Genomic DNA, 17,746 nt, shown 5'->3' with positions numbered 1-17,746 from the left:
GTTATACGTCAAACTCCTTTTCTACATTTGTTTTCGGACCTTGTTTACGATTTGGAATGACAATTTTCGCTCTTGCACTCGGTGTGAGACCAAACTCAACAGCCAAAGCCTTCATTTGTTCATGCAATTGCTTTTTCTTTGTAAGTAATGGATGTGGAACTTTATTGGTTTCAGCTGCCTTATTAGTATATTCAACAAGAAGTCCTTCTTCTCGGATAATTTTGGTGCATGCAACATAGTCAGAATAAGCATCGCAATACGTTGCTAATGCATTCACATCTATGTTTGTAATAACATCTAACTCTAATAATTCACCAGCAATTCGTTTGAACTCTCTCTTCGCAACTGAATCTAACCACGTTGGTGGCTTTACTTTGTCCTTTTTTGCTTGTAACTGTTTTTCAGCTTTTAATCGTTGTTCGATTTCATCCTTTGTCAATCGATTTGTATTACCTTCTAATAAATGCAAATGAATCGGCTTCGCTTTTCTTCCTATGTGAACCACCTCCCTCAGCTGAACCCCCTTTTATAGAATAAAACGAACTTTTTGCACGGAAAGCTAGGCGGCGGTCTCCAGGGCACCATTACTTGCTTTTTCAAGGTGGGGGGCTGTTTATCATTTTTTCTTCTCATCTTCTTTTGTTTTCTTGTTGTGGCAAGCATGACAGAGTGTTTGTAAGTTTGTTGGTTCTAATCGTTTCGACCAATCAACACGAATCGGAATGATATGATCGACTACATCTCCTATCTTGATAATGTCCTTGCTTCTACATTGAACACATAAGCCATGATCTCTACGAAACAAAAGCTCACGCATATCCTTCCACAGTCTTGAGTTGTAGAAGGAACGTGAGCTTTTGTTTCGTATGTATTTATCATAATGTCTGGTGTTCTCCTGTATCTTATCTTGATGTTTCTCACAGTACTTGTCTTTCGTTAACGCTGTACACATTGGTGAAGTGCATGGCTTCATCGGTTTACTTGGCACTTGTACCACTGCCCTTACTACATAGCTTTATCACTCTGAATGTCAACAATGCTGGCCATAATGGCGCAAACAAACATATGAGAATAAGTACAACGGCCATCACGATTGCTTCTCCTTTCTCATCACCCTCCTCTTCTTTCAACATCTTATGCAAAGTGGGGCGCATTTGAATCGATGCATACACCATACCTATAATGAGATACCCTAATACCCACAACATCATTATTCCCCCTGTTATTCGTTTATTTTCGTATACAAACGGTCGTATCGTGTATCTGGAACAGGCTCCAAATCTTGTAGCACCCTCGCCTCTTTCATCGTTATCCGACAATCCTCAATTAGTTTGATTATTAAATCCTTTTTATTCATTATTCTCACCCTTCAATTTTAAAAAATAGCCATTCGGTTACTCAAGTACAACAGAATCTATGTTACTTGTAGTTTTATATCGTAATATTAAGGACAATTAGAACAGTAGACTTGCATCTATCTCACTCCTTTAGAAAGAATATTCCGATTATATATTTACAAATAAATACAACTTGTTATAATAGAGTTAACATTGCCATCAGGAAAAGTAATTCGCTCCCCAAGCGAGTTGCTTTTCCTTTTTTTATGGCTATTGTTTTAAAAATTCATCTACCACTTTACCAAGCAAATTAAGCATTGCTTCTCTCTTTTGCTTTGGTGTTGTATTATCTTGCATTTCATTAAAGATAGGAAGTACTCTTTCTAATTTCTGTTTATCGATGCGTTCATTTACAAGATCTTGTCCTAGCATTGAAATGAATGTACCAATTGCAACAGCTTGTTCTTGTTTATCTAGTTTCATTTATCTCACTCCCTTTAATTACGCGACCTTGAATTGAATCCGCTGTATGCTCAACAATAGATTTAACTACTACTTTCTCACCTAATGTCAGGACAAATTTTATATCCTCTTGTTTCTTCTTATTCGTAAGCCTATTCATAACCTTTTCTAACTTCTCTAACGATTCCGCACATTCATTTGCAACTTCTGTTACTTCCTTAATGCCTTCTAACGCTCCAGTTGTATCCGCATTTACTTCAATAATTAATTTGTTATTAGCCATTTTGTGAATCCTCCTCATAAAATAGAAAAAACACCCGCTATAGGTGCCTTCTCCACATTCCCTATATAGTTCGACTCGCCCTACGCGTTCGTACAGAAGTGACTTGCTGCAAAGAAACAATATGTTCTGGGTTTATTACAATGTCATCGAAGCGTATCAGTCCTTCCCTAAAGCTTCCATCTGGCGCAACCACTTTGTCTATAAAACTCTCCAACTTCATATGTAAGATATGTGTTTTCCCATTCGCCAAACTAACATGTGTAGAAAATATTTTTTCCATCTGATCACTCTCCTTTCCTTACTAGTATTACAATCCAGTATGTATTATCACTCTTTGTTATCAAAACTACATTTACTTTATCCTTATCCTCAAAATTAAATTGTTTTCTCTCCTATACGAAAAACCGAACAAAATTGTCCGGTTTTCTCCTTTCATACGCTCTTATACATCTTTTAATGCACTTAATTTGCTTTTACAGTCGCAGAAGATACTTGATCATTCCATGTTCTTTCTCCATCACCCATACTAACATCTGTCAAATTTAGATATTTTCCATTATTGACAATAGCCAATGCATAACCTTGCGCATTAATATGTTCATAAATCATTGTGTAATTCCCAAACGGATGTGTAAGTATGGAGGAAACCTTATCATTATTACTACTATTAAAATTAGTAATAATAACAGGATTACGGCTTGCATCTATTGGAAACTGCGCTCCTTTTAAATGAATATCATGATAAAAAGTAGAATAAATCCTTGATGATTGGAATGCTTTTGATAAGTTTGGTACAACTGGGTGTTTCTTTACATAGGATTCGAACTCTTTTCGCGTATCAAAACCAACTGCTACAGGATTTTCGTTAGGTTCTCCTGGCGTTACAACTTTATAAGGCTTCGAAGCAGTATCCGCATGTGCCAATACATTTGATCCACCAAACACCATTGTTCCGGCTAATAAAACTGTAGAAACTACACCCATCATACGTTTCAAATTCATCACTCCCATGACATAGATTGACTTACAAACGTATTGTACAATAGGTTCATTTCTGTAGTAAGGTGCTAATTTATTTCTCAACAACTACACTTTACATCTCTATATTCTTCTTTTTCATGGCCCCCCCCTTTTTCCTTAACCTTCTCAAAATTCTATACATTCTTTTCTAAATAAGGTGCTTGTCCTATCACCAATATAAATAAATCTCTATATAATGTTATTGAACAACATTATTTTATTAGGAGGACAAGCATTTGAAGCTTAAACGAATGATTACAGCTTTAGCATGTAGTGCACTTTTACTGGTACCTTTTACTTCTATTTCTGCACATGCACAAGAAATGGATACGCATCAACACTCCATCTCTAGCAAACACCCCTTCATAGGGGACCCTTTACCAAAAGTGAGTCAGAAAGTAACCTCTTCACTTGGTAACTTTTCACTCTCGGACATCGAAAATTCCAATTCTCTATTTCATGCTTTAGCTCCTACTCGTACTGTTACAATTTTAATCGCAGCTGATGAAGAATATCGCGCTGCTCATCCTGATTGGAAAACAATTACTGCACAAATGGTAGAAAAAGCAGATAATAGTTTCTGGGCCGAACATAGTATTAATTTTGTTGTTACAGGCTATGCGAACTGGAAATCCGATGGCGCAAATAGTAGTGCACTTTTAGCGGATTTAAATGCCGAATGGAAAAACAATACACAATACGACTTCGTAATTGGTTTTACCAAAGATAGCAAATTTACAGCTGGCGGCATTGCTTATGTCTATCCTTCCGCACCTCAAAGTGGTATTAGTGTGGTGCTTGATCAAGGGACAACCTCTACTCCTTATGCAATTCAACACGAATGGTCTCACAATTACGGATTATCACATGACGCTTCTGGTAGTGGCATTAAGTGCATGATGAACTATGACTATGCCTATTCTGTGAATTATTGGGATGCTGCACACGACGCTTTAATTGAAAGCCACCGTAATTGGTATGGTTCTTAACTGTAGAAAACTAGCAAAGAGTATACTGCATACTCTTTGCTACATAAAAACAAAAGAACATCCCTAAGGATGCTCTTTCTTTTCAACGGTAGCATTCAATCAGTACCATCTGCTGGTTTCGGATTTTATGTGCCGTCATTATGAACCGTTTAGAAATTTAGAAACAACATAGTGAGTTGTGTTTTTCCGCCACTTCTCACAATACAAATATAACACGAAAATCCCAAAATAACCTGCACATTTCCTGCCAAAAAGCGGTCACGACTCTGCCACTTTTTTCACTATTCTCATTTCAAATTTTTCAATTTGATTTGTAAGTTCTATTCTAATCCCTAATAACTCATGCTCTTTCATCTTTTCCTTCTTTCTAATCAACCACTCTGGATAAGCCAAGTCCTCTAATATCATTCTATAATAATTTGGATTTATCCTTAATAGATCTGGCTTTTCGCCTTGTAACATTTTATACTCAACCAATTCACACAGTAGCTCTTCGCATACCAATCCATCATCACCTCGTGTCCAATATATTTAATTAATATACAGAATTTTATCATTTTATGCTTGTCAATTACCCATATGTTTAATTGTGTGTAACTGACCCTTTCGCTGAATCCCTTGGTATCATTGACTTTATAATACTTCCCCTTTTGAGTTACACAGTACGAAATTTATGAGTAACTGTATAGATTTAAAAAGAAAAAAGCAATGATTAGATTTTAAACCTAGTCATTGCTTTATCCATTGCATCTTGGTTTACACCTATATAACGTAACGTGACCTTCTCTGACAAATGATTGAATATCTCCATAAGTAATGCTATGTTTTTCGTTTGCATGTACATGTGATACCCGTACGTCTTTCTCAACGTATGTGTTCCTATTTCATCTAATCCGAACTCTGCTGCCGCTCCACTTAGTATCTTATATGCCATACTACGACCGATTGGCCGATTTTTTCCCTGCCTACTTTTTAATAGGTACTCATCATCTTCTCTGTTTTCATTGAACCATCGAAGCTCTCTCTTTAATGCTGCTGTAATCTGTATACGTTTCTGCTTACCTGTCTTCATTTCACGCATTGAGATATGGCTACCTTTTAAATCTCCAACCTTTAGTTTTAAAATATCACTTATACGTAAACCTGTATTAATTCCCATTACAAACAAAATATAGTTACGTGCATTCTTTTCTTTTAAATATTCTTTGATTTGTTGTATTTGCTCTGGATCACGTATGGGCTGGACAAAATTCATAGGTCATCACCCCCGTATTGATTCTCTATCTCATAAACTTCTAATCTAAGAGCAAAGGCCAGTTTATAAAACGCTCTAGCTTTCACACGTCGATACGTACGTTCACTCATGCCAATTTCGTTATACACCATATAATCGCATACATCTTCGTCTTCTAAATATCGTTTCACTATAATGTCCCTCTGATTTTTTCCAGCTGCACTGTTTCCGAATCGACTTAATGCTTGTTCCACTCGAAATGCCATTTTCTCTAACCATTCTTCACGTTTACTTTGTTGGACATTGGAGATTGCTACATCTTCTAATGGTTTGCCAACTGCATGTGTAGGACCATGCTCTCTCCTTTCATAAGAAGGAGTGACTTTCATTTCCTTACGCATCATTCCAAATTGCTTATATATACGTACACTTTCCAAAATGCCCTCTAATTTCTCTTGTGTTGCTGCTCTATCGATTTTTGGTAAGAAAGATAATTGCTTCGTCATTCCAGACCACTCCTTTTATTTTTTTATTACTTTTGCCTTAACGCTCCACGTCTACGCTCATAACAAGGTCTATGCATCCCCATTAAATTCTCAATTTCACGCGTGCTAAAATTCTCTTTTGTTTTTTTCTTTTTTGCTTGTTTAGTTTGTTTTTCCCATTCACGTAATTGATCTCTTAGTGCTTTCATTTTTCCATCCCCCTTACAAAATAAGAAAGAGGACACCATTTCTTAAAACAGCTTGATTGCTGTTCTAAAAATCGGTGTCCTCTAGTTTTCTAGCCGGACTATATTTATTTCATGATGCTAGGCTGTATAAAAAGATTTCTCCAAGCTTTATCTAGTCTTTCTTGCTCTTCTTTTTGTACAGCCTTTGTACGACGAGCGATTGCTTTTTTTAATTTCTTTTTCTTCATCTTATTCAAACCCTTCACTCCTTCTCTTTAAACACCCTTACTGTCCATTTTCGGGCGTTTTAACTAATTTGATACCATTACATTCAAAAATAATTAAAATGTGAATTGTACCTATTTTATAAATTCCTTTCCCTCACAAAAGGATTATTTTGTTCAGTTTTTTATGAGTTCTGGATTTTCATGAATATTACCAATAACCTCTACATCATCGTAATAATTACCATGCTTATCTTGTGTTCCATGCAATCTCCACCTTTCTCCATTTTGAAACGCTGGATATAACATGAAACACGGTGCTCCTCCTTGTCTCCAACGAACCTCGAATGTACCACATGAACCAGTAGACCAGGCTTTTACAATGTCACCCTCATAAATTTCCTTGCCGTTCTTGTCCTTTAATCCTGTATACTGCATTAACACCATGTTCCCTTGCTTATGTTCATAAAGTGGATCATGAAACGCTTCAACATTATCCTCCATATATTCAGCCGCTATATATTCACCATCAACCTCATCTTGCAACACCCATGCACGAAACTTAATTTCTCTCATTTCTTTCTTCCTCCCCTGAATAAAACTTAATATTCCGTCAATACTGTAGACAACCCATTAAGTTACTTTCTCCTTGTTCCCCCTTGGAGATGAGCAGTTAGCTTTTGCTAGCTGCTCTTATTCATAAAATGCCATCTCTGTTTCGATTTCTTTTACCTCAACTTTGACTTCAATAATGTTAAACCCTAAAACTTCTGCACAATATTTAGCTGATGCTTTTGAATAGAATTTTTGCGCCAATTTCTTTTCACCTACCACTGTAATTACATCAAATGGAGCTTGCATATCATCATGAGTAGTACCAGCATCGCTAACCCATAACTTGCCTTTTCTAACTAAATAGTAATCTTTCATATCCATTCTCCTCGTATATTAATATTTAAGCCCTATCTCAGGCTTAGTTTTTCTCTCTAATAAGAGTCCTGTAATAAAGAAAATACTTGGACGTCTCAAGATATTTCTAGATAATGGTCTTAGGATCATTTGGGACAATTCTGCATTCCCCTGTGGATTTACCACACGAAAAGAGTGTTTCTCAGTGAACGCGCGGGGCTCCCTACTCTCAGGCTGAGCAGCCTGACCCTCGAACCTAGATGTTAGTAGCTCTAGGGCGGCTTTCGATTCAGGACTAGCTCTTATACACGAGGTTGTTGGTCGGCGTACACACTAGAGATATCTCGAGACGTCCAAGCAATGATTCTAAATCGAAAGGAGGTCTCTTACGTGAGATTATTTGTTGGTCTAGATGTAAGTTCGTTTGATATGAAAGTTTGTTTTTTAAATGGTGAAGGAGAAAGATTAGATTCTTTTTCAGTTAGTAATGACTTACCAGGTGCACAGGTTCTGAAAGAACGATTATTACAGTGTACAATCAATCAAGAGGTTGAAACTTTAAAAATCGGCTTAGAATCTACATCTGTTTATAGTTTTCATCCATCTATGTTTCTCCACCATGATGAAGACTTAAAAAGATTTGGAACAAAGGTATTTCTTCTAAATCCAAAACAAGTCGCCAACTTCAAGAAAAGTTATTCAGACATGAATAAGACTGACGAAATTGATGCCTTTGTCATCGCTGATTACCTACGGTTTGGACGGAATCAAATGTCCATCGTGAAAGAGCGTCAATACGTGGCATTACAGCAATTAACAAGATCTCGTTATCAACTCGTTAGAATGTTGACAAAGGAGAAGCAACATTTTCTACAACATCTAAGTTATAAATGTAATACGTTCTCACAAGAAGTCGATTCTTCTATATTTGGTAACGCCATGATGGAATTGTTTCTTGAAAAATTCAGTCTAGAAGAGCTAGCTGATATGCCTTTAGAGGAACTCGCTGAGTTCCTACAGGAAAAGAGTAAAAACCGATTTGGTGACCCGAAATGTGTAGCATCAACCATTCAAAAGGCTGTTCGCACATCGTATCGTTTAGATAAGGTGGTAGAAGACTCAATCGATATTCTTTTAGGAACGTCAATTGAAATCATTCGTACCTATCAAAGACAAATTAAAGAACTAGAAAAATCTATTAAGCGGATCATGGCTGGATTAACGCAAACATTAGAATCCATTCCTGGAATTGGACCTATATATGCCGCTGGTATTATCGCTGAAATTGGCCAAATCGAAAGATTTGACGATGAAACCAAAATCGCCAAATATGCCGGGTTATATTGGCGTACATATCAATCTGGTCGGTTCACCGCTGAAAACACTTCATTATCTCGTAATGGGAATCATTACTTGGGGTATTACTTAGTTGAAGCCGCCAACTCTGTAAGGAAGCATGTATTGGAATACCAAGAATATTACGCAAAAAAGTATAATGAAGTACCAAAACATCAACACAAACGTGCACTCGTTCTAACCGCAAGAAAATTTGTGCGATTGGTGGATGCGCCACTACGTAATCACCAACTCTTTACGCCTGAAAGGTGTGTGAACGTGTGACATAAAACTTGTCATCGCTACCTTTTAATTAATTCCAGTATTTTACATGAATTACTGGTCTAGTTTCGTGATGTCTTTTTTAAGCAATTTGTCCTTTGATAACTTCAAAAGGTATTATTTTTCAGTTGACATACTACCGCAGGTCTTTTCGAATAATCTTTTTTCACATTACACATACTATCTACGAGTCAGCTATACTCTTTCAAAACGGAGCTTTACCCCTCCGGACTGTTTAGGCACTTGGCAGGTGATTTGGTCAATCATCTGCCATTCCGATTAAAATAACGCTTTTGTTAAAAATTGCATTCCTTACAGTAATTTTTAAATTGTTTTCCTTCTTGTTTAAATGTGTACCATGCAGACAGTGCACCGTTCATTTTAGTATCGAAACTAGGCGGATGAGTTGTTGTGCATAGTAGCTGTTCTTTTCCGCATTCATCACAAATTACAACCGTTTGATATGTTTTAATTTCCTCTGTTCTAAAGGCCATCTTTTTCCCCTCCGTTTTTATACAAAATTCAAATTTTATTCCATTCCGGTTGACTATCATTTGAAAAATCGGAAATATTTACTCGATGTTTTTTCTGAATACTCATGCTATTATGTAGTTGCTGATGTTCACCATCCCGTGTACTCAGTAGCTGCATCCACAGGCTCTACTCTCGCCCTTTTGAGAGTAGAGCTTTTATTTACCGGATTACCTTTGAATCGTATGATTTTATTTGAACTTCTTCGTAATCGTTGTTTGTGTATGAGACAACTTTCCATTTACCCAATATAAAACTTGTTGTCCATAGCCGCTTTCTGGTGGTTCTACAAAAATGATTTTCCCATCCTCTACAATGTAGATTCCCTTAGTCTTTATATCTATTTCTCTTTTCATTTACACGTGTTCTCCTTTGCATATAAGAGCTCTCTTGATGAAAAACACCTTTAGTCCAGCTCCATAATTTCTTTCAATGTTCGATTGGACACATATACTTTAATGATTTGAATTCTCCCGTATGTTTCTTCTGCTTTTTCTTTTGCTTCAGCCTCTGTATTCACTTCAAACCAACGTAACTTCTGTTTTTCATCTCGGTCAAAAAATTCTACTGCGTAAGTTGGTGTAACCAAATGATTGGAAAGGAATTGTTCAGCAGTACTGTGTGCGGCATAATCCATGGCTCCTACAACATCTTCAAAGGTTAATTGTTTCATGCCCCTAACCCCAACGTCCGTTTTCCAATCGCACCTTTTCTTGCTAAATCCATAATAAGAAGAGTAACTTCGTCCGGATCTCTTTGTAATTTCTCACCTATCGCAAACACACTCTCGTTGTTTTTCCAAGCATTCTTTACTCGTAATACGTCATCTTCATCCCAAAACATGTCCAGTTCTTCTAAAGCGATATACAAGTTACGTCGCTCGTGCTTCATATACTTCCTCTCCTGTAACGCCATTGTGTAATTTTCCTTTTCCAAATCCGTTCCAAGTCTTGGCATCTCATTTCCTCCTTAGAATCCGATATCTAAATTTAAAATCCGTTTATCAGTTGTATTTTGGAATACTATCGTTTCTTCTTTTGACACACCATTTAGCAATCGACTTGCTAGTTTCGGATCATACTTAACAAATAATTGTTGGCTTGATAAATTAGATGTTGTAATTGTCGTCTTATTTGCGCCTTGTCGCCCATTCGCAACACCGTAAAGTATTTTATGAACAAAATCACTCGCTTCTCCATTTCTATTCATAGAACCACTTTCAGCACCTAAATCATCAATAACCAAAAAATCCGCTTCAACCATTAAGCTAATGCAATAATCCATCGTGTATTTCGACTCTTTATTTCGGAACGAGTCTTGTATTAGACGAATTAATTTTTCTATCTCCACAAACAAACAACTTTTCATTTCCTTAAATGCGAATTCATCATTAAGAGCTTCTCCATCAGAGATTGTCCAGTAATGTTTTACTAGTTCGTATAGCATTGCATAAGCTAAATGACTTTTCCCCACCCCTTGAATTCCTGCAATATAAACGTTTAAAGTTTCGCCCTTTTTGATACGCTCCAAAATTTCTATGGCCTTTTTCTTATTTGCTTTTGTTTCTGGGCAATCTGTTTCATAGGATTCTAACCTTGATTCTGTAATTGATTGATTTTCAATAACACTATGCTTAAAGAGAAGATTTTTCTGCCGTTCTCGATTGATCTTCTTGTAGTAATTGTTGGCTTGCTGGAATAGGATTGAATCCTGCTGTTCTACTTTGCATCTTGGACAATAAATCGAACCATCATTTTTATCAATCATCATTCTTACAGGCTTTACAGTTACTTGTCCACCTTTGCTGAATGTATGATTTTCGCAATATTCATCCGCAAACTTTAAGGATGGAAGCTTTTCAAATGATTTCTGCATTTTTTGCACTTCTGTTCACCTCTTTAAAATGGCATATTCCCTTTGAATCCAGGAATATCTATGTGATTACCGTATTGTTGTTGATTAGATTTTGGTTTACTAACCGTTTCGTTCAAATAATTATCAAAGTGTTTTGGAGCAAATAATGTACTTGGTCTTAAATACTGATTAAGAGGTTTACCTTCTCTATCAAACTTCCCAAGCCATTGTGATACCTTGTTATTAATGACGGTTTTGAAATTTTCAACTGTATAACCTTCATTCCATCTAGCTCTAATTAACTTTTTGTGACTTTCTGCTTTAGGATTAAAGTTCTTACCCGCTTTTTCATTGAGATAATCAAGAATTTCTTGATAGGGAATGGATTTCGGAATGTCATTCTTTGAAAAAGATGACTCTTCTTCTTCTTGTTCTTCTTGTTCTTCTTCTTGTTCTTCTTCTTGTCCCCGATTCGCACCACGGTTCGTTGACGTATCGTTATACGATTCGTGAATATATGTTTCAACGAGTGTCCTAATGGATTTTTGCTCTATATGTTTACAGATTGGAATTAACAAGGATATATTTTTCACTTCTTTTAATTCTTTCTTTATTAAATCTTCTACTGGCTTACCAGCTTTTTTAAGATTGTATTTCCCCCAATTAAAGATCACTAACTCTCTAGTTTCAGTATCATACTTTATTAACTTGTGATAATCCTCGAAACGCTGCATTAAAGCTTTTATAGTCTCGTGTGAATATCCAGTTTCGAAAGCCATTTGTTTTTTTGTTATTTGATATACACCAATTTGTTTTGTTTGTGGATTCGTTAATAAATATAAGAAAAAATACTTATCCTCTGGTGTAAAGTCTTCTTGCACTTTCACATCATTCCAAAATGATGTATGAATTTGTCTAAATATTGCCATGTCACTAATTCCTCCCCTTCGAAAACTACAAAAGCTGTATTTTAATTTGATAAGGCTCATCTCATCAGCTTGTACCCTTTTTCACACGTCCATGATATACTAGAGATACATTTTATTTTCTATGGACTCCTGCTGGTACAGGAGTCTTTTCATGTGAGTTTGCTACATCCATAGCCTTTAACATCCTACTAACGTTTCGTAATGTGTCCTCTCCACGGCTGATGCATTAATCCCTCTACTTCTTAAACGTTCCACAATCCCTAAAATGCTTTTACGATCCTTTTCAAGTTGGTTATCATATTTTTCTTTCTCACGGTATAGCGCTATAAGCTCCCGTCGAGCCAATCGTGCTTCTTTAATCCAAGTGCAAAACTGATATGGATCGTTCTTTTGTAGCGCTTCAATTTGTTGTTGTTCGCAATGCTGTAAGAATTCCTCTAGTATTTGTTTCTTTTGCAGATCCTTTGTTAGAACAGATTTGGTCATGATGTTTTCTCCTTTCTACATCTCTTTAAACTTGATTTGCGAATTTACTAAATTAATTTTTTCACTTAATACAATTGGCAATGTATACTCTTTAACAATTTGCGCTGCTATTTCTAAATGACAACGTTTGATAGCTTTATGACTCGTCACACCAAATTCACGATATAACTGGTTATAAATATCCCGATATACTTTCCCTCTCAATCCTGCGTGTTGGTACGCATTCGCCTGTTTACCACCTAATAAAGTAACACCATGACGTTTTACTGCGTTTGAAATTTCATCGCATTCTACTGCGAATAATGGTGCGTTTTCTCGTAAATTTTTGACATCTGATTTAATGTGTTGGAGTTCTTGTTTTTGTCCCTCTAATGCTTCAAAAGTAAGTTTTAAAATGCTCATAGGATCTGTAGGGATTTGTTGTTGGTTCTGGATGTGGTTTTTCATGCGCTTGAATTCTTGTATAAATCGAATTTTGGTTTGTACAGCCTCTTTCGTGTTATAGCCAAAAACAACTAATGTAAATGCTTCCTCTGTTAAATTGTACTTTGGGTAACTTCGTCCTCTATCTGTTTTATAATTTGACTCCTGAAAATTTAGGAGTGAGAATTCTTCTCCTGCATATTCTATTTGAAGCTTAATATCTGACAAGACATTGTCATGTCGTTTGCCAAACATTTCAGCAATCATTAAACTATCTGTTACTGCCTCACCATTCTTTTCGAATACCAGTTCATTATGTAAGGGTTGTTCGTTTGCTGCTGTTAATTCATTCATATAAAAAATCCTCCTCATTTGTAATAATGTTTGTCCACCCTATGCACTTGGAATGACTCGTGTTGAGTTCGTATGACGATGAATCAAGTGTAGTCGTCCATCCGCTTTTTTATAGATCAACCAGTTTTCAGGATTTAAGCTGTACGAATTCATATGCATTTTCTCTCGCTTCGTTGGTCGTTTGCCGTTTTTCACCTGTTTCCCCTCCTCTATTGCGCAAACAGCTCGTCCACTGTTGTTTTGAAATATTTTGCTAGTTTTTGAGCCTCTTTTAGGGTGAAGTCACTTTTACCGTGTTCTTTAGCAAAGTATGTTCTTGGTGCAATATGAATCAAATTTGCTGCTTTCTCTTGTGTCATGCGTTGCTCTTTTCTGGCGATGTATAGGTTTTTATGCATGGTATCGCTCCTTGTTTAAATTTTATTCACATTAACGCTTAATTGAAGTGTTTCCTTCAATTAGCTTTGGATAAAACCGCTCAAATACGAACGTTTCGTTCGTGTAGCAATTAAAAAAAATCTCTTCGATTGGTTCATCTAAAAAGTCAGAAATTTTTTTAGCAACTTCCATTGATGGAATCCGTTCTTTCTTATCCAACATTCTTATATATCTTTCAGTAACACCACAATGTTTAGCGATTTTATGATAAATAATTGACTGTTTCATGTCTGCCTCCTTAATAGAACGTTTCGTTCGATTTTAATCATATCGAATAATTTATACATTGTCAATGACTTTCCGAACATAATGTGCTATGATTGTCTCTAAAGAGAACAGGTTGTTCAAGTGAACAACCTTATGAGGTGATGAAAATGACAGGTATAGGTGCTAGAATAAAAAAACTAAGAAAGCAACGTAACTGGACACAAGAAACGCTAGGAAAAAAGGTAGGCGCTTCGTCTCGTGTAATTGGTTATTATGAGTCCGAAGAACGTTTTCCTTCACCAGATACTATTGCAAAATTATCTGAAATACTAGAAGTAACAACGGATTTTATACTAGGACGTAGTACCGAATTAGATATAAAAAAACACAACAAGTTTAAGGAAATTATGGAACGATTAGATACATTACCTGAAGATAAACAGGACATTGTCCTACAACAAATGCTCGCAATCACCAAAACACTAGAAGAATACCATAATAACGAAAAAAATAGCCCCTCATATTAGAGACGGGCTATTTTTTAAATTTTAAAACTTTGTTCTATGTACTCCTCGACTAATTCAGGCTGCGTTTCATCTATTGTTTTCAAAAATAATTCTACAATCTCTTCTTTCGTCATTTCCATTCCTCCTCATAATTTTACCCTATCTACAAAAAATATTATCATTTTTTTAGGCTTATATTAGAGAAGTAAACAAATTCTTTTTTGTAACTACTCAGCCACCTTTCGGTGTCTTTTTTAAATTTTACTAGTTTCATATGCCTCCCATTTGTAAATACTGAGTATATCAAACAGGGGAGGTGAATCTTATGGTCGATCGAAAAATTATTTTAGATACATATAAAAAAGGACCTGAAGCTGTTATTTCTTTATTTGAAGAAACATTTTCTAAGTTAGAAAAACGTATACAAGAACTAGAAAATGCTTCAAAAAAAAACTCCAAAAATAGTCATAAGCCACCTTCTACAGATGGTTTGGGTAAGCCCGTTACAAAAAGTTTGCGCAAACCGTCTCATCGTCAAACGGGTGGCCAGTTGGGCCACAAGGGACATACTCTTGGTTTGACAGCGACTCCAGATCATACGATTACACATTCTCCTACATATTGTACTTGTTGTCATACTTCCTTGAACCACGAGCCTGTAAAAGGGTATCGCATTCGCCAAGTGTATGACTTACCACCTATTCAGATCGAAGTGACAGAACATAAAGTAGAACAGAAAGAATGCCCACATTGCCATTCTATCCAAGAAGCCCAATTTCCTTCGACAGTATCTCGTCCTGTTCAATATGGTCCAAATATAAAAAGACTGATTCCCTATTTAACGCATTATCAATGCATTTCTTTGAAGCGAACAAAAGAATTCTTTCAGGATTGTTTTGGACATTCTATAAGCGAAGGAACCCTGGTAAATCATACACAGGCTTTCGCTTCTCAATTGCAGCCATTCATAAAAGAAGTAAAGGAAAAGATTCTGCAGTCTCCTGTTGTCCATTTTGATGAAACTGGTATGCGTGTAGAAAACAAAACACAATGGTTACATACTGCCAGTACACCGGAGGTGACATTGCAACATATTCATCAAAAACGTGGAAAAGAAGCAATGGATGCTGGAGAAATCTTGCCATCTTTTTCTGGAATTGCGATGCATGATGGTTGGAAATCGTATGATGCGTATACAGATTGTCGTCACGTTTTATGTAATGCCCATCTCTTACGAGATTTACAAGGAATTATAGATAGTACTGGAGAACAATGGGCACAACAGATGCAGAAATTTCTAACGCAAGCGTTGACGATGAAAAAGCAATCCGAAGGTACCATGCCAAAAGCGACGCAAAAGAATCTGTTTATTATGTATCAATCCATATTGAAAGAACAACAGATTCTTTCCACGAAACAAAAGAAGAAAGGAAAGCAGACGCCTTCTCAAAATTTATGGAATCGCTTCGTCAAGTATTCTGACAGAATTCTAGGGTTTTTAGAACATCCAGCCATTCCATTTGATAACAATCAAGCAGAACGGGATATTCGGATGACGAAAGTAAAACAGAAAGTGTCTGGGACTTTCCGAAGTAAGAAAGGCGCAGAATCTTTTTGTCAGATACGAAGCTTTATGAGTACCATGAAAAAACAAAAACAATCGGTCTTACAAGCGATAAACCAAGTCATAGAAACTAGAACGGTTCCTTGGAATAACACGACTTCATAAGAGAATTTCTCTATTTGGCATAGATTCTTTCTCTGATTGGAGTATTTTCTTTTCATGTTTTCGAATCGGAAACATGTATTTGGCCTGTTTTTTTATTTGAAGAAGCTGAGTAGTTACCAATATTACAAAAAACAAATGTCGAATTTTCTCAATATACGCCCCACAATCATTATGGTAATATGATTTCATCCTTACTTGTATTATCCTGATTGGTTTCCCTAACCAATCTCCCCCACTAATCCTAGTGGGGAATTTTATTTTTGGAGTATTTTCGGATTTAAATATGCTATACTGTCTTAAACGGCAATTTTATTTTCATGTAGGTAGTATGTTATTAAAATTAAAATGGTTCAAGTCAAAGAAAAGGCTCTCAATTTATGTTGGGAGCCTTTTCTTTTGGTAACAAACAAGTTATAATCTACTCAATAAATTGAATTATCAATCTTTATATATACAGGAGGGATTCCTATGGTGGTCTACAAGGATAAAGAACGAGGTACCTATTTCTTCGTTGTCAGAGTCCGTCAATTTGATGGCACGCAAAAACAAGTAAAACGTCGTGGTTTTAAAACAAAAAAAGAAGCACGTGAAGCGGAAGCGAAGATGTTAGTTGAAAAAGAAACGAACTCTAGTTTAACTTTTACTCAAGTTGCTGATAGTTATTTTGATTGGTATTGTCAAAGGAGGAAGCACACATCAATAAACGTTATAAGAAATGTAATATACAATCATTTACAACAGGAGTTTCACAAAATCAAGGTTGATCAGATTACACCTAAACACATTATGAATTATCAAAATAAAATCATAAATAGCTATTCTGCTAACCATTTAAAAAAAATTCATACTGTACTTTCTTCCATATTCAACTTCGCCATTAAATTTCACGGATTAACAAACAATCCAGCACGTATTGCAGGAAACTTTGAAAAAGAATCTAATAAGAGAATGAACTTTTGGGAGTTCAAAGAATTCAAGCAATTCATCAATGTTATTGAGCATCCTCTTTATAAAGCATTTTTTTCTACTCTTTATTACAGTGGGGCTAGAAAAGGCGAACTTTTAGCACTAACTTGGGATGATGTTGACTTTGAAGAAAAAACAATTCACATTAACAAAACTGAACACAATCGAAAAATTACAAAACCAAAAACCAAAGCTTCTAACAGAATAGTCATGTTACCATCGCTGATTATCGACTTATTGAAAAAATTAAAAGAACATGCTACATTAACAGCATCAGTAAAAAATAATTATGTTGTATTTGGAGAGTTTCACACTAGCATATCAACTGCTACACTTGCTAGACAATATAACCACTATGTAAGTATTGCCAAGGTTAAAAGAATCCTACTTCACGAATTTAGACACTCTCATGCATCTTACTTAATCAATAGAGGGGTCAGTCCACTTGTGGTAGCCCAACGTCTAGGTCATTCGGACGTGTCAACAACATTAAATACCTATAGTCATTTATATCCGTCAAAACAAGCAGAAGTAGTTGCATTTATGGAAACGGAATTGGTATAATTGTTTCCATT

At 35.9% G+C, this 17,746-nt stretch carries 31 protein-coding genes; 5 read left to right on the top strand and 26 right to left on the bottom strand.

The features are described from left to right. Position 1: 1 nt before the first annotated feature. From AC3WVZ_RS29310 to AC3WVZ_RS29275, 8 genes are all read right to left on the bottom strand, one after another. Entirely contained in the window at positions 2-505 is a 504-nt protein-coding gene (locus tag AC3WVZ_RS29310; RefSeq protein ID WP_233935826.1) for a phage terminase small subunit P27 family, read from the bottom strand. A gap of 111 nt (positions 506-616) precedes the next feature. Then, complete coding sequence (locus AC3WVZ_RS29305) at positions 617-988, bottom strand: HNH endonuclease (protein WP_233936612.1); 372 nt, start codon at positions 986-988, stop codon at positions 617-619. Further along, positions 978-1,211 (bottom strand): hypothetical protein, encoded by a 234-nt coding sequence (locus AC3WVZ_RS29300; RefSeq protein ID WP_098128141.1) that lies wholly within the window; start codon positions 1,209-1,211, stop codon positions 978-980. Before AC3WVZ_RS29300 ends, AC3WVZ_RS29305 begins: the two co-directional genes overlap by 11 nt. 11 nt (positions 1,212-1,222) lie before the next feature. After that, on the bottom strand, positions 1,223-1,357 hold the full coding sequence (locus AC3WVZ_RS29295; protein ID WP_282082058.1) for a hypothetical protein: 135 nt from the start codon (positions 1,355-1,357) through the stop codon (positions 1,223-1,225). A 250-nt stretch (positions 1,358-1,607) separates the two neighbouring features. Then, entirely contained in the window at positions 1,608-1,820 is a 213-nt protein-coding gene (locus AC3WVZ_RS29290) for a hypothetical protein (protein ID WP_233935825.1), read from the bottom strand. After that, positions 1,807-2,082 (bottom strand): hypothetical protein, encoded by a 276-nt coding sequence (locus tag AC3WVZ_RS29285; RefSeq protein WP_098425422.1) that lies wholly within the window; start codon positions 2,080-2,082, stop codon positions 1,807-1,809. Before AC3WVZ_RS29285 ends, AC3WVZ_RS29290 begins: the two co-directional genes overlap by 14 nt. A gap of 61 nt (positions 2,083-2,143) precedes the next feature. Then, entirely contained in the window at positions 2,144-2,362 is a 219-nt protein-coding gene (locus AC3WVZ_RS29280) for a hypothetical protein (protein WP_233935824.1), read from the bottom strand. Between the two features lie 182 nt (positions 2,363-2,544). Then, positions 2,545-3,084, bottom strand: a complete 540-nt coding sequence (locus AC3WVZ_RS29275; RefSeq protein ID WP_345743020.1) for a hypothetical protein — start codon at positions 3,082-3,084, stop codon at positions 2,545-2,547. A gap of 254 nt (positions 3,085-3,338) precedes the next feature. Here AC3WVZ_RS29275 and AC3WVZ_RS29270 point away from each other — a divergent pair, with 254 nt between their 5' ends. Continuing rightward, entirely contained in the window at positions 3,339-4,091 is a 753-nt protein-coding gene (locus tag AC3WVZ_RS29270) for a zinc-dependent metalloprotease (protein ID WP_098425424.1), read from the top strand. A 258-nt stretch (positions 4,092-4,349) separates the two neighbouring features. On the opposite strand, the gene AC3WVZ_RS29265 is transcribed toward AC3WVZ_RS29270, so the two are convergent. The 7 genes from AC3WVZ_RS29265 to AC3WVZ_RS29235 all read right to left on the bottom strand — a co-directional run bounded on the left by AC3WVZ_RS29265 (position 4,350) and on the right by AC3WVZ_RS29235 (position 7,152). Continuing rightward, complete coding sequence (locus AC3WVZ_RS29265) at positions 4,350-4,595, bottom strand: hypothetical protein (protein ID WP_098125869.1); 246 nt, start codon at positions 4,593-4,595, stop codon at positions 4,350-4,352. A 208-nt stretch (positions 4,596-4,803) separates the two neighbouring features. After that, positions 4,804-5,346, bottom strand: coding sequence for a site-specific integrase (locus AC3WVZ_RS29260; protein ID WP_233935821.1), 543 nt, complete (start codon positions 5,344-5,346; stop codon positions 4,804-4,806). Further along, on the bottom strand, positions 5,343-5,831 hold the full coding sequence (locus tag AC3WVZ_RS29255) for an ArpU family phage packaging/lysis transcriptional regulator (protein WP_233935820.1): 489 nt from the start codon (positions 5,829-5,831) through the stop codon (positions 5,343-5,345). The genes AC3WVZ_RS29260 and AC3WVZ_RS29255 overlap by 4 nt, the downstream gene beginning before the upstream one ends. Positions 5,832-5,857: 26 nt before the next feature. Then, the gene (locus AC3WVZ_RS29250; protein ID WP_233935818.1) at positions 5,858-6,019 is read right to left on the bottom strand and encodes a hypothetical protein; all 162 of its coding nucleotides are present in this window, start codon (positions 6,017-6,019) and stop codon (positions 5,858-5,860) included. A gap of 104 nt (positions 6,020-6,123) precedes the next feature. After that, a complete protein-coding gene (locus AC3WVZ_RS29245; protein ID WP_142326415.1) occupies positions 6,124-6,255 on the bottom strand; it encodes a DUF3983 domain-containing protein in 132 nt (43 codons plus the stop codon). Between the two features lie 144 nt (positions 6,256-6,399). Continuing rightward, complete coding sequence (locus AC3WVZ_RS29240) at positions 6,400-6,798, bottom strand: YopX family protein (RefSeq protein ID WP_233935817.1); 399 nt, start codon at positions 6,796-6,798, stop codon at positions 6,400-6,402. A gap of 117 nt (positions 6,799-6,915) precedes the next feature. Then, complete coding sequence (locus tag AC3WVZ_RS29235) at positions 6,916-7,152, bottom strand: hypothetical protein (RefSeq protein WP_098311455.1); 237 nt, start codon at positions 7,150-7,152, stop codon at positions 6,916-6,918. A 369-nt stretch (positions 7,153-7,521) separates the two neighbouring features. On the opposite strand from AC3WVZ_RS29235, the gene AC3WVZ_RS29230 reads away from it, so the two are divergent. Further along, positions 7,522-8,751 (top strand): IS110 family RNA-guided transposase, encoded by a 1,230-nt coding sequence (locus tag AC3WVZ_RS29230; protein ID WP_233935816.1) that lies wholly within the window; start codon positions 7,522-7,524, stop codon positions 8,749-8,751. 293 nt (positions 8,752-9,044) lie between these two features. Here the strand turns inward: AC3WVZ_RS29230 and AC3WVZ_RS29225 are convergent, their stop codons facing one another. The 11 genes from AC3WVZ_RS29225 to AC3WVZ_RS29175 all read right to left on the bottom strand — a co-directional run bounded on the left by AC3WVZ_RS29225 (position 9,045) and on the right by AC3WVZ_RS29175 (position 13,991). Next, a complete protein-coding gene (locus tag AC3WVZ_RS29225; protein ID WP_233935814.1) occupies positions 9,045-9,242 on the bottom strand; it encodes a hypothetical protein in 198 nt (65 codons plus the stop codon). 228 nt (positions 9,243-9,470) lie between these two features. Then, positions 9,471-9,635: a DUF3954 domain-containing protein gene (locus tag AC3WVZ_RS29220; protein ID WP_000817805.1), complete on the bottom strand. Its 165-nt coding sequence runs from the start codon at positions 9,633-9,635 to the stop codon at positions 9,471-9,473. A gap of 50 nt (positions 9,636-9,685) precedes the next feature. Then, positions 9,686-9,952 carry a hypothetical protein gene (locus AC3WVZ_RS29215; RefSeq protein ID WP_088114640.1) on the bottom strand — a complete coding sequence of 89 codons (267 nt, stop codon included), beginning with the start codon at positions 9,950-9,952 and terminating at the stop codon, positions 9,686-9,688. Continuing rightward, entirely contained in the window at positions 9,949-10,236 is a 288-nt protein-coding gene (locus AC3WVZ_RS29210) for a helix-turn-helix domain-containing protein (RefSeq protein WP_233935813.1), read from the bottom strand. Before AC3WVZ_RS29210 ends, AC3WVZ_RS29215 begins: the two co-directional genes overlap by 4 nt. Before the next feature lie 12 nt (positions 10,237-10,248). Beyond that, positions 10,249-11,163, bottom strand: coding sequence for a P-loop NTPase family protein (locus tag AC3WVZ_RS29205; RefSeq protein WP_233935811.1), 915 nt, complete (start codon positions 11,161-11,163; stop codon positions 10,249-10,251). Positions 11,164-11,177: 14 nt separating this feature from the next. Further along, positions 11,178-12,062: a conserved phage C-terminal domain-containing protein gene (locus AC3WVZ_RS29200; protein ID WP_233935809.1), complete on the bottom strand. Its 885-nt coding sequence runs from the start codon at positions 12,060-12,062 to the stop codon at positions 11,178-11,180. Between the two features lie 177 nt (positions 12,063-12,239). Then, on the bottom strand, positions 12,240-12,548 hold the full coding sequence (locus tag AC3WVZ_RS29195) for a hypothetical protein (RefSeq protein WP_233935807.1): 309 nt from the start codon (positions 12,546-12,548) through the stop codon (positions 12,240-12,242). A 15-nt stretch (positions 12,549-12,563) separates the two neighbouring features. Beyond that, positions 12,564-13,325, bottom strand: a complete 762-nt coding sequence (locus AC3WVZ_RS29190; protein WP_233935805.1) for an ORF6C domain-containing protein — start codon at positions 13,323-13,325, stop codon at positions 12,564-12,566. A 39-nt stretch (positions 13,326-13,364) separates the two neighbouring features. Next, positions 13,365-13,520: a DUF6906 family protein gene (locus tag AC3WVZ_RS29185; protein WP_341065121.1), complete on the bottom strand. Its 156-nt coding sequence runs from the start codon at positions 13,518-13,520 to the stop codon at positions 13,365-13,367. Positions 13,521-13,534: 14 nt separating this feature from the next. After that, positions 13,535-13,723 carry a helix-turn-helix transcriptional regulator gene (locus AC3WVZ_RS29180; protein ID WP_000549469.1) on the bottom strand — a complete coding sequence of 63 codons (189 nt, stop codon included), beginning with the start codon at positions 13,721-13,723 and terminating at the stop codon, positions 13,535-13,537. A 31-nt stretch (positions 13,724-13,754) separates the two neighbouring features. Further along, a complete protein-coding gene (locus AC3WVZ_RS29175) occupies positions 13,755-13,991 on the bottom strand; it encodes a helix-turn-helix transcriptional regulator (RefSeq protein ID WP_233935803.1) in 237 nt (78 codons plus the stop codon). Between the two features lie 146 nt (positions 13,992-14,137). On the opposite strand from AC3WVZ_RS29175, the gene AC3WVZ_RS29170 reads away from it, so the two are divergent. The 3 genes from AC3WVZ_RS29170 to AC3WVZ_RS29160 all read left to right on the top strand — a co-directional run bounded on the left by AC3WVZ_RS29170 (position 14,138) and on the right by AC3WVZ_RS29160 (position 17,735). Further along, entirely contained in the window at positions 14,138-14,497 is a 360-nt protein-coding gene (locus AC3WVZ_RS29170) for a helix-turn-helix domain-containing protein (protein WP_098687089.1), read from the top strand. Positions 14,498-14,801: 304 nt separating this feature from the next. Continuing rightward, positions 14,802-16,205, top strand: a complete 1,404-nt coding sequence (gene tnpC / locus AC3WVZ_RS29165; RefSeq protein WP_233935200.1) for an IS66 family transposase — start codon at positions 14,802-14,804, stop codon at positions 16,203-16,205. Positions 16,206-16,673: 468 nt separating this feature from the next. Further along, positions 16,674-17,735, top strand: coding sequence for a tyrosine-type recombinase/integrase (locus AC3WVZ_RS29160; protein ID WP_233935801.1), 1,062 nt, complete (start codon positions 16,674-16,676; stop codon positions 17,733-17,735). Positions 17,736-17,746: the final 11 nt, after the last annotated feature.

This window comes from Bacillus sp. CPT56D-587-MTF, assembly GCF_058792335.1.
The sequence above is the reverse complement of the archived record's forward strand: the minus strand, read 5'-3'. Positions and strand labels throughout refer to the sequence as shown.

Bases quoted from the DNA above. Each gene is read 5' to 3' on its own strand.
- AC3WVZ_RS29160 (WP_233935801.1), top strand. From the start codon at position 16,674: ATGGTGGTCTACAAGGATAAAGAACGAGGTACCTATTTCTTCGTTGTC.
- AC3WVZ_RS29195 (WP_233935807.1), bottom strand. From the start codon at position 12,548: ATGACCAAATCTGTTCTAACAAAGGATCTGCAAAAGAAACAAATACTA.
- AC3WVZ_RS29285 (WP_098425422.1), bottom strand. From the start codon at position 2,082: ATGGCTAATAACAAATTAATTATTGAAGTAAATGCGGATACAACTGGA.
- tnpC (WP_233935200.1), top strand. From the start codon at position 14,802: ATGGTCGATCGAAAAATTATTTTAGATACATATAAAAAAGGACCTGAA.
- AC3WVZ_RS29255 (WP_233935820.1), bottom strand. From the start codon at position 5,831: ATGACGAAGCAATTATCTTTCTTACCAAAAATCGATAGAGCAGCAACA.
- AC3WVZ_RS29240 (WP_233935817.1), bottom strand. From the start codon at position 6,798: ATGAGAGAAATTAAGTTTCGTGCATGGGTGTTGCAAGATGAGGTTGAT.
- AC3WVZ_RS29235 (WP_098311455.1), bottom strand. From the start codon at position 7,152: ATGAAAGATTACTATTTAGTTAGAAAAGGCAAGTTATGGGTTAGCGAT.
- AC3WVZ_RS29220 (WP_000817805.1), bottom strand. From the start codon at position 9,635: ATGAAAAGAGAAATAGATATAAAGACTAAGGGAATCTACATTGTAGAG.
- AC3WVZ_RS29180 (WP_000549469.1), bottom strand. From the start codon at position 13,723: ATGCATAAAAACCTATACATCGCCAGAAAAGAGCAACGCATGACACAA.
- AC3WVZ_RS29250 (WP_233935818.1), bottom strand. From the start codon at position 6,019: ATGAAAGCACTAAGAGATCAATTACGTGAATGGGAAAAACAAACTAAA.
- AC3WVZ_RS29280 (WP_233935824.1), bottom strand. From the start codon at position 2,362: ATGGAAAAAATATTTTCTACACATGTTAGTTTGGCGAATGGGAAAACA.
- AC3WVZ_RS29260 (WP_233935821.1), bottom strand. From the start codon at position 5,346: ATGAATTTTGTCCAGCCCATACGTGATCCAGAGCAAATACAACAAATC.
- AC3WVZ_RS29295 (WP_282082058.1), bottom strand. From the start codon at position 1,357: ATGAATAAAAAGGATTTAATAATCAAACTAATTGAGGATTGTCGGATA.
- AC3WVZ_RS29300 (WP_098128141.1), bottom strand. From the start codon at position 1,211: ATGATGTTGTGGGTATTAGGGTATCTCATTATAGGTATGGTGTATGCA.
- AC3WVZ_RS29275 (WP_345743020.1), bottom strand. From the start codon at position 3,084: ATGAATTTGAAACGTATGATGGGTGTAGTTTCTACAGTTTTATTAGCC.
- AC3WVZ_RS29200 (WP_233935809.1), bottom strand. From the start codon at position 12,062: ATGGCAATATTTAGACAAATTCATACATCATTTTGGAATGATGTGAAA.
- AC3WVZ_RS29215 (WP_088114640.1), bottom strand. From the start codon at position 9,952: ATGAAACAATTAACCTTTGAAGATGTTGTAGGAGCCATGGATTATGCC.
- AC3WVZ_RS29290 (WP_233935825.1), bottom strand. From the start codon at position 1,820: ATGAAACTAGATAAACAAGAACAAGCTGTTGCAATTGGTACATTCATT.
- AC3WVZ_RS29225 (WP_233935814.1), bottom strand. From the start codon at position 9,242: ATGGCCTTTAGAACAGAGGAAATTAAAACATATCAAACGGTTGTAATT.
- AC3WVZ_RS29190 (WP_233935805.1), bottom strand. From the start codon at position 13,325: ATGAATGAATTAACAGCAGCAAACGAACAACCCTTACATAATGAACTG.
- AC3WVZ_RS29210 (WP_233935813.1), bottom strand. From the start codon at position 10,236: ATGCCAAGACTTGGAACGGATTTGGAAAAGGAAAATTACACAATGGCG.
- AC3WVZ_RS29175 (WP_233935803.1), bottom strand. From the start codon at position 13,991: ATGAAACAGTCAATTATTTATCATAAAATCGCTAAACATTGTGGTGTT.
- AC3WVZ_RS29170 (WP_098687089.1), top strand. From the start codon at position 14,138: ATGACAGGTATAGGTGCTAGAATAAAAAAACTAAGAAAGCAACGTAAC.